General features: G+C 51.8%; 11 protein-coding genes. 3 read left to right on the forward strand and 8 right to left on the reverse strand.

The window, feature by feature from the left end:
- The 6 genes from RR877_RS05250 to RR877_RS05275 form a co-directional block, all read right to left on the reverse strand.
- A partial coding sequence (locus RR877_RS05250) for a methylenetetrahydrofolate reductase (protein WP_332627768.1) occupies window positions 1-368 on the reverse strand: 368 nt, incomplete at its 3' end.
- A gap of 123 nt (window positions 369-491) precedes the next feature.
- A complete protein-coding gene (gene clpX, locus RR877_RS05255) occupies window positions 492-1,787 on the reverse strand; it encodes an ATP-dependent Clp protease ATP-binding subunit ClpX (protein ID WP_332551428.1) in 1,296 nt (431 codons plus the stop codon).
- 172 nt (window positions 1,788-1,959) lie between these two features.
- Window positions 1,960-2,409: a hypothetical protein gene (locus RR877_RS05260; RefSeq protein WP_332627769.1), complete on the reverse strand. Its 450-nt coding sequence runs from the start codon at window positions 2,407-2,409 to the stop codon at window positions 1,960-1,962.
- A 115-nt stretch (window positions 2,410-2,524) separates the two neighbouring features.
- Window positions 2,525-3,157 carry an ATP-dependent Clp protease proteolytic subunit gene (locus tag RR877_RS05265; RefSeq protein ID WP_110233672.1) on the reverse strand — a complete coding sequence of 211 codons (633 nt, stop codon included), beginning with the start codon at window positions 3,155-3,157 and terminating at the stop codon, window positions 2,525-2,527.
- Between the two features lie 27 nt (window positions 3,158-3,184).
- Window positions 3,185-3,772 carry an ATP-dependent Clp protease proteolytic subunit gene (locus RR877_RS05270; RefSeq protein ID WP_110233674.1) on the reverse strand — a complete coding sequence of 196 codons (588 nt, stop codon included), beginning with the start codon at window positions 3,770-3,772 and terminating at the stop codon, window positions 3,185-3,187.
- A 182-nt stretch (window positions 3,773-3,954) separates the two neighbouring features.
- The gene (locus RR877_RS05275; RefSeq protein ID WP_332551427.1) at window positions 3,955-4,209 is read right to left on the reverse strand and encodes a zf-TFIIB domain-containing protein; all 255 of its coding nucleotides are present in this window, start codon (window positions 4,207-4,209) and stop codon (window positions 3,955-3,957) included.
- Window positions 4,210-4,312: 103 nt separating this feature from the next.
- Here RR877_RS05275 and RR877_RS05280 point away from each other — a divergent pair, with 103 nt between their 5' ends.
- Window positions 4,313-4,945: a LysE/ArgO family amino acid transporter gene (locus RR877_RS05280; protein ID WP_332627770.1), complete on the forward strand. Its 633-nt coding sequence runs from the start codon at window positions 4,313-4,315 to the stop codon at window positions 4,943-4,945.
- 24 nt (window positions 4,946-4,969) lie between these two features.
- On the opposite strand, the gene RR877_RS05285 is transcribed toward RR877_RS05280, so the two are convergent.
- Both RR877_RS05285 and RR877_RS05290 read right to left on the reverse strand, forming a co-directional pair.
- A complete protein-coding gene (locus RR877_RS05285; RefSeq protein ID WP_332627771.1) occupies window positions 4,970-5,788 on the reverse strand; it encodes a hypothetical protein in 819 nt (272 codons plus the stop codon).
- A gap of 75 nt (window positions 5,789-5,863) precedes the next feature.
- Window positions 5,864-6,625 carry a hypothetical protein gene (locus RR877_RS05290; RefSeq protein ID WP_332627772.1) on the reverse strand — a complete coding sequence of 254 codons (762 nt, stop codon included), beginning with the start codon at window positions 6,623-6,625 and terminating at the stop codon, window positions 5,864-5,866.
- A 124-nt stretch (window positions 6,626-6,749) separates the two neighbouring features.
- Here RR877_RS05290 and RR877_RS05295 point away from each other — a divergent pair, with 124 nt between their 5' ends.
- Window positions 6,750-7,427, forward strand: a complete 678-nt coding sequence (locus RR877_RS05295) for a response regulator transcription factor (protein ID WP_162532674.1) — start codon at window positions 6,750-6,752, stop codon at window positions 7,425-7,427.
- Window positions 7,417-8,046: hypothetical protein (locus tag RR877_RS05300; RefSeq protein WP_332627773.1), on the forward strand; the 630-nt coding region annotated here is incomplete at its 3' end. The genes RR877_RS05295 and RR877_RS05300, both read left to right, overlap by 11 nt.

Raw genomic sequence — 8,046 nt, forward strand, 5'->3', positions numbered from 1 at the left:
TCTTCGCCCTCCTGAGTGCCCTCTGGTGGGTCTCCACGCAGGGCGAGGAATGATCGCACACCAGCGTCGAGAAATGTCCTCACAAGCTCGTTGGCGCCTTGATAGGACTCAGCAACACAGGTGAGGTGAGCCATGGGCTCCACATCAGTATTTGCGAGGATGAACTTCACGCAGTCGAGGGTCGCATCACGAGAAGAACCACCCGCGCCATAGGTAACCGAGATGAAGTCGGGGCCCGTGGCAGCCAGTTCAAGAATGGTCTTGTTGAGTGCTTCGCGCAGATCAGGATTGCGCGGAGGATAAACCTCGAAGGAGAAAGGCACGCCAATGTTGAGCTCTGTTGAGCTAGTGGCTGGTGCGTTACTCATCGATATTCCTCGGGGCACAATTCGCATGAAGGATAAACAGGATTGTTATCCGCGAAGCGTGGGCCGGGCTCGGCAGTCGCTTACTCACCAGTGTTGGCGATATAGAAATGTTAGCAGTGCTGTTTAGGCAGTGCGTTCTTCAGGCTCATCCACGATGGCAGAAGCCAGGCGAGGCACGATGGTGGGTGCCGCGTTCTCGCTCACACACTCTGCCGTGATGATGACCTTGTGAATCTGATCGGTTGAGGGAACCTCAAACATGATCGGACCTAAGACGTTTTCCAAGATGGCACGCAGACCACGAGCACCGGTTTGGCGAAGCACAGCAAGATCAGCGATGGCATCGAGTGCTGCAGGCTCAAACTCGAGCTCCACATCATCGAGAGCAAACATGCGCTGGTACTGCTTGACCAGAGCGTTCTTAGGCTCGGTCAAGATGTCGATGAGAGCACTGCGGTCCAGTGGCGACACCGTTGCGATAACGGGAAGACGACCAATGAACTCAGGAATCAAACCAAACTTGTGGAGGTCTTCAGGAAGAACCTCAGCAAAGAAGTCACGTGCTTCATCCTTGCTCTGCAAGGGTGCACCGAAACCGATACCGGTCTTGCCCGCACGAGACTGAATGATGTCTTCGAGTCCTGCGAATGCACCGGCCACAATGAACAGCACGTTGGTGGTGTCGAGCTGAATGAATTCCTGGTTGGGGTGCTTACGGCCACCCTGTGGTGGAACGGAGGCAACAGTGCCTTCCAAGATCTTCAGCAGTGCCTGCTGAACACCTTCACCAGAAACGTCACGCGTAATCGAGGGGTTCTCAGCCTTGCGCGAGATCTTGTCGATTTCATCGATGTAGATTATGCCCTGCTCAGCACGCTTCACATCAAAGTCAGCTGCCTGCAGGAGCTTGAGCAGAATGTTTTCCACATCTTCACCGACATAGCCGGCTTCCGTCAGCGATGTTGCGTCAGCAACAGCGAACGGAACATTCAAACGACGTGCAAGAGTCTGAGCGAGGTAGGTCTTACCGCAACCGGTGGGGCCGATCAGAAGAATGTTGCTCTTGGCAATCTCAACTTCGTTGGCCTTGTCCTCAGCAGTCTTGACACCTTCACCTGCGCGCACGCGCTTGTAGTGGTTGTAGACCGCAACGGAGAGAGCCTTCTTGGCTGGCTCCTGACCGATGACGTATTCCTCAAGGAAGGTAAAGATTTCTCGGGGCTTAGGCAGATCGAAATCTGCAATGACGCCCTCTTCATTGGCTTCTGCCAGACGTTCTTCAATGATCTCGTTGCAGAGTTCCACACACTCGTCACAGATGTAGACGCCGGGGCCCGCAATGAGCTGAGCTACTTGCTTCTGGCTCTTGCCACAGAAGGAGCACTTGAGCAGGTCAGCGCTTTCGCCGATACGTGCCATGGTCAACTCCTTCAAACGTCTGAATATCTAGACATTCGAGCCTAACCCGAACCACAGACGTTCTTTGTCACCTGTGGATGTGACGCCTCGGCGTGCCGAAATACAGAAAATATATTTGCCATAAGTTTTTGACACTAATCAGAGGGCAAGAAAATCAACCCAACAAAGGCAACTATGTGGTGAAGCTCATTACCCACGAAGCGGTAGACAACATTTTCTCCTGAGTGGTTGCCAACGCTCCGTTGAGGTACGCGACACGAATCACAGCAAATCGAAATGTTCCCACTTGATCAACTTCAACGTTCATGGACGAATCTTCGAAAGTTATGCGACATTGGTCGGATTCGAAACAATCAATGTTTAAGCCCGACGACACCAAGGGAAATCCATATTCATCGGCGTCTGCGAAGAAACTGATGACAAACGCGGATGGTTTGGCGGATGGGGAAATAGTGAGACGAAGTGTTCGAGTTGCAAGCCGAACTGGTGTAATTACAGCGTCTTCAGGCTTCTCCACGATGTGAGAAACAAAACCGTCAGGGGTTGCCCATTCGTACTGGGTAATTGAGAGCTGAACATCATTGGCCCAAACCTGAGGAGGAAGACTTGGAGTCGGTTCCACGGACGTCAAACGAACGCCTTGTCGTATTGCCCCTTCATCTTCTTTCACAAAGTTAGTCAATCAGAAAATGAGAAAACCCCGACCGAAGCCGGGGTTTTCGTGTGACTTTCCGTGATTACGCAGTAATTGCTGCGTTCTTACGCGAAGTGAGAACCTGGTCGATCAAACCGTATTCGAGTGCCTCCGCAGCCGAAAGGATCTTGTCGCGGTCGATGTCCTTGTTGACCTGCTCGATGGAGCGGTTGGAGTGCTTGGACAGGGTCTCTTCCAACCATTCACGCATACGCATGATTTCCTTGGCCTGGATTTCAATGTCCGAAGCCTGACCACGGCCGGCATCACCGGTCGAAGGCTGGTGGATAAGAACACGAGCGTTAGGCAGAGCCAGACGCTTACCTGGAGCACCAGCAGCCAACAGCACAGCTGCAGCGGATGCTGCCTGGCCGAGGCAGACGGTCTGAACCTGGGGGCGGATGTACTGCATGGTGTCGTAGATCGCGGTCATCGCGGTGAATGAACCACCGGGAGAGTTGATGTACATCACGATGTCGCGGTCAGGGTCCTGGCTTTCCAGAACGAGAAGCTGAGCCATGACGTCATCAGCAGATGCATCATCGACCTGGACACCCAAGAAGATGATGCGGTCTTCGAACAGCTTTGCGTAAGGGTCCTGACGCTTGTAACCGTAAGCGGTGCGCTCTTCAAAAGTAGGAAGAACGTAACGGCTCTCAAAGTTGGGAATAGTCATAATGAGTCCTCGTATCTTTTCCGGAGCTTACGCAGTCTTGGTTCCGCCGCCACCAGCGACGTCGCTTGCGGATGCACGAACGTGGTCAACGAAGCCATACTCGAGAGCTTCCTGAGCGGTGAACCAGCGGTCGCGGTCACCATCAGCATTGATCTGCTCAACGGTCTTGCCGGTCTGAGATGCCGTGATTTCAGCCAGGCTCTGCTTCATCGAGTTGATGAGCTGTGCCTGAGTCTGAATGTCAGAAGCAGTACCACCAAAGCCACCGTGGGGCTGGTGAAGAAGGACACGAGCGTTAGGAGTGATGTAGCGCTTACCCTTGGTGCCCGAGGTCAGCAGCAGCTGTCCCATGGATGCCGCCATGCCGATACCCACGGTCACGATGTCGTTAGGAACGAACTGCATGGTGTCGTAGATCGCCATACCGGCCGTAATCGAACCACCAGGAGAGTTGATGTAGAGGTAAATGTCCTTTTCGGCATCTTCTGCAGCAAGAAGCAACATCTTCGCGCAAATCTCGTTGGCGTTGTCGTCACGCACGTCCGAACCCAACCAAATGATGCGGTCCTTCAGTAGACGCTCAAACACATTGTTCGGCATTACCATTTCGGCCATGTCAGCTCCATTTCAACAACCACGAGACATTTCTCTTGCGGTGTTTCGAATCTAGCGGAGCAAACACGCTCAACACGGCAGTGTTCGCCTCAGGCGGAGTGCCGTTCGCCCACAGCGACGAATTAAAAATGTCGGGCCTCCTGAGACGTGGAGGCCCGACTACCCAATGAGGCGTTGGGGGTCTAATCAAATATTTCGCTCAACCAGTTCTTGGGTCGCTTTTGGTAACCCTGGTTGTAGTTGTCATAGCGAGGCTGTGGAGCATCCATGCTTGGAGCAGCAGAGACTGCAGGAGCACCGACGGTAGCGGAGCGTTCAAGAATCTTGTCTAATTCACCGCGGTCTAGCCAGACTCCGCGACATTGTGGGCAGTAGTCAATTTCGACACCTGCACGGTCGGACATCACCAGTGTTGCGCCGTCGGTAGGACAGTTCATTCATAACTCCCGGGATAGTTGTTGCAGTTGACAACAGTCAATCCAGTGAAGCTGGGAAATAACCGGTAGCTAGCTGAGAATAACCAGCAAGTATACTCGAATCATGACTCCGCTCCTGACCGCTGCGCTCGCCGGTCTAGGTTTTGGACTCTCCCTCATCGTGGCGATTGGTGCCCAAAACGCCTATGTTCTACGCCAGGGCTTACGCAAAGAGCATGTCTTTGTCATCGTGGCGATATGTGCACTCTCAGACGCTTTGCTCATTGCAGTTGGCGTGGCAGGTCTCGGCGCAATTATTCAGCAGCTCGAATGGCTGTTACTTCTTATCGAAGTCATTGGCGGTGTGTTCCTATGCACTTACGGTGTCATGGCTGCCAAACGTGCGTGGAAACCCGAAGTTCTCAACACTGATACTGGCGGTAAAGAAGTAAGCCTGAAGGTTGCTGCCGGTACGGCTTTAGCGCTGACCTACCTCAACCCCCATGTCTATCTCGACACCGTATTGCTGTTGGGGTCAGTTGCCGGAACCTATGAAGCTGACCGCTGGTGGTTTGCCGCCGGTGCCATGCTCGGCAGCGTCATCTGGTTTAGCACCCTGGGTTTTGGAGCACGCTTGCTGGATCCTGTATTCAAGAAGCCCACAGCCTGGCGCGTACTAGACGCCATTATTGCTGTGGTGATGTTCACCCTCGGCACGAGCCTGCTGGTCAGCTTCGTGCAAACCTTGTTGGGGTAATTCCTTAACTCTGGCTGAGAGTCATTATTTCTTGAGTAAACGTCGCCCTCTAGAGAGATTCAATCCAACACTTCCCAATATGACAAAAATCACTCCCGATCCAAGAATGAGTTCATTTTCGTAGCCGTGAATTCCTGTATCAGCTAAAGAAGAATTTGCAGTGACTGATGGAGAGGGCGTAGAGGTACTACTTGAAGATGGAGAAGGTGAAGAAGAACTACTTGATGACGGAGAAGACTGAACCACTGGGGTGATGTAGGACGCAGCGAAAAAGCTCCAACTACCGACACTCCATGTCGACCCAGCGTCCGTTGACCATACCTCTAACATGCCGGTAGGAGCAGCTGGTCCGTTGTAAATCGAGTAAAACTTTGGTGGACTCATCATTCCGCCAGAAACAGCATTAGGCGCCGCCAAGACAAATACATAAGACGTTCCTGCAGTCACAGTTGCGGGAGACGAAAAATCAAAAATGACGCTTGTAACTGATGATGACGACACGTCTGTTTCGTTGACGGTTGTTACAGCCAAAGGACTTCCGCTTGGAACACCATTTGAAGCCAAATACAGTGAACCGTTAATGACACCAGGGTTTCCTGTCTTTCGCATGTCTATGGTGATGCGATCGAGCAATCCATTTGATCCTGCAGTAAATGATTGCCCTCGAAGGATCGTGGAAGAAAGCGCTCCATAAGACGAATAAGTCCCTCCAGAAGTGAACTGTTGGTCAAGATTGCCAACTGCATTCGCCGCAATAGCTGAAAACAACGAAGTGACAGCGACAGTTACTACACACACGACCGTGAAAATACCTGTCATTACAGATTTTGGGAACTTCTTCATGTGCCCAAAAATAAACTAAACGGAATGTGCTCTGAGGTTTCTCATACACATGTATGAGAAACAAAATTGAGGTAACTACTGGCGCTGGCGAGAACGACTCTTTGCGGAAATCAACCCGAGGATTCCAGCAAATAACAATCCTGCCGCCATTAACCCAACTTGGGTGATGCCCGCGGAATCCAGGCCTGTGTTAGCCAGATTTGGACTCACTGAAGAACTTGTAGCACTGGGGGAAGGCGAAGTCGTAGGTGACACATACGTTGCAAAGCGGAAACTCGTTTGATTAGGAGTGACACCTGAATCTATGTAGTTCTGCCATCCCACATTTCCAGCGCCCGGCTTGACGCCCTTTGCACCAGCTGGAACAGACGTGGCATTTTCAAAGTGATACTCACCCGAACCTGTTGTGGAAAGTACAACTGAGTATTGCGTTCCTGCAGTAACTGTTGCTGGCGTTCCAAAATCAAAAACAATGGTGGTAACAGTTGTAGGGATTGCTGTTTGTGCAACAGAGGCGCTCGCAAGTGATGATCCAGTTGGGAATCCCGAACCATCAACCGCATAAATATTTGCGGTAAGAGCTGCCGAAGGATTACTAAATGCAAAACCATCGATAGTGAATCGATCCAAGGTTCCACTGACACCCGCAGTGAAATCTTGTGCGAGTGAAACGTTATTCATGATGTAGTACCAACGAGTACTTGTACCCGTTGCTTGCTGATCGAGATTACCCACTGCGGAAGCAGACACTGCAGGCAGCAAGCCCAATGTCGCTGCGAGCAGAGCAATCAAGCCAGAAAGGGTCCATTTACGAAGCACAGATACCGAGGAAGTCATGCTCACAAAATAATGAATAAATCTGTTGCCAACGTTTTGTTCATACAACTGTATGAAAGCACCTCCGTACCGGGGTCCCGCTATATGTTGTAAAAGTGAGAGTGCCTTTAGAAGTGAGGGGTCCATGAGAGACACACGAGTTCTCTATGTCGAAGACGACCCCGCTCTGCGTGCCATCATGAGCAAACTACTCCACAGCCAAGACGGCATTGACGTTGTGGCAAACGTTGGAAATTCTCACGAAGCTCTTGAGTGTGCTCAAACATCTCAAATAGATGTTGCCTTGCTCGATATTGCTCTCGGTCACAACAGCGCCACAGGCCAGGAACTTGCACTTCAGTTGAGATCCATCAACTCCAACATCGGTATCGTGATTTACTCTCAACATGCTGAGGTCAATTTTCTCTCTCAACTTTCAGCTCGGAACCTCGAAGGATGGTCCACCATCCAAAAGAGCGCATCCATCGATATGCCCTACTTAGTAGATGTCTTGCGCTCAACAGCACGAGGGCTTTCCATCATTGACCCCAAAATCTTGGAAACAGAGCGAAGCGAATCCTCAACTGAGTTTGAGCAACTCACCCCACGCCAACACGAAATCATGGCTCTCATCGTGGAGGGCATAGATGTCCCCCACATTTCAGAGAAGTTAGGGGTTTCTGCGGTGACTATCCGTCAGGAACTTTCGAGAATTTACAAAGTGATTGTGCCCGAACCTGCTCCTGGCACGGACCTGCGCACAACTGCAGTGCTGCGATATCTGCGACGAAGCCGAAGCTATGCCTGGACTCATGGCGAATAACACACGCACGTCACGTAATCCTGCCCGCCGCTTAGCTGGATTCATCGCGGGACCCTGGTCTATCCGCCCCATTGGATTTGGAGTCATTTCAGCCTTTCTCAACCAATTCTCTGACGTTCGGGCAGCGGTGAGCGCAGGAAGAGTACCAGTGATGGCCTGGCTGGAAAGTTTCCCATCGAGTATGACGATAGGCCTCTCTCTCGGTCTGAGTTTTGCCGTACTTGCGTGGGCCATGCGACGAACTGAGCCACTCCGACGGAAACAGCTCATCTACCACGTGGGTATTGCACTCATTGCTTTAGGTTTTGCTGTGGCCTATGGCCTTTTTTATAACAGGCCCTTCAAGGATGTCCCGTTCAACAGCGTGCGGGTGTATCTCGCGATATTGGTTGTCTCCATCATCTTCGGTGTGGGAGAGAAGCGCGTGAGAGCACAAGCCAGCCGTGCCGAAAGTGCCCTTGCCGAGGTTGACAGACAACGTTCACTTCTACTTCAAGCCGATGAGGACACCCGCCGAGAAGTAGCGGACCTTCTCCATGACCGTGTTCAAGCTGGTCTCGTCGTGGCGAACCTCGAACTCAATAAGATTTCAGAAAAACTCTCGGAGCAACACAAAGCA

The organism is Aurantimicrobium sp. (assembly GCF_036667855.1).
GTDB lineage: Bacteria > Actinomycetota > Actinomycetes > Actinomycetales > Microbacteriaceae > Aurantimicrobium.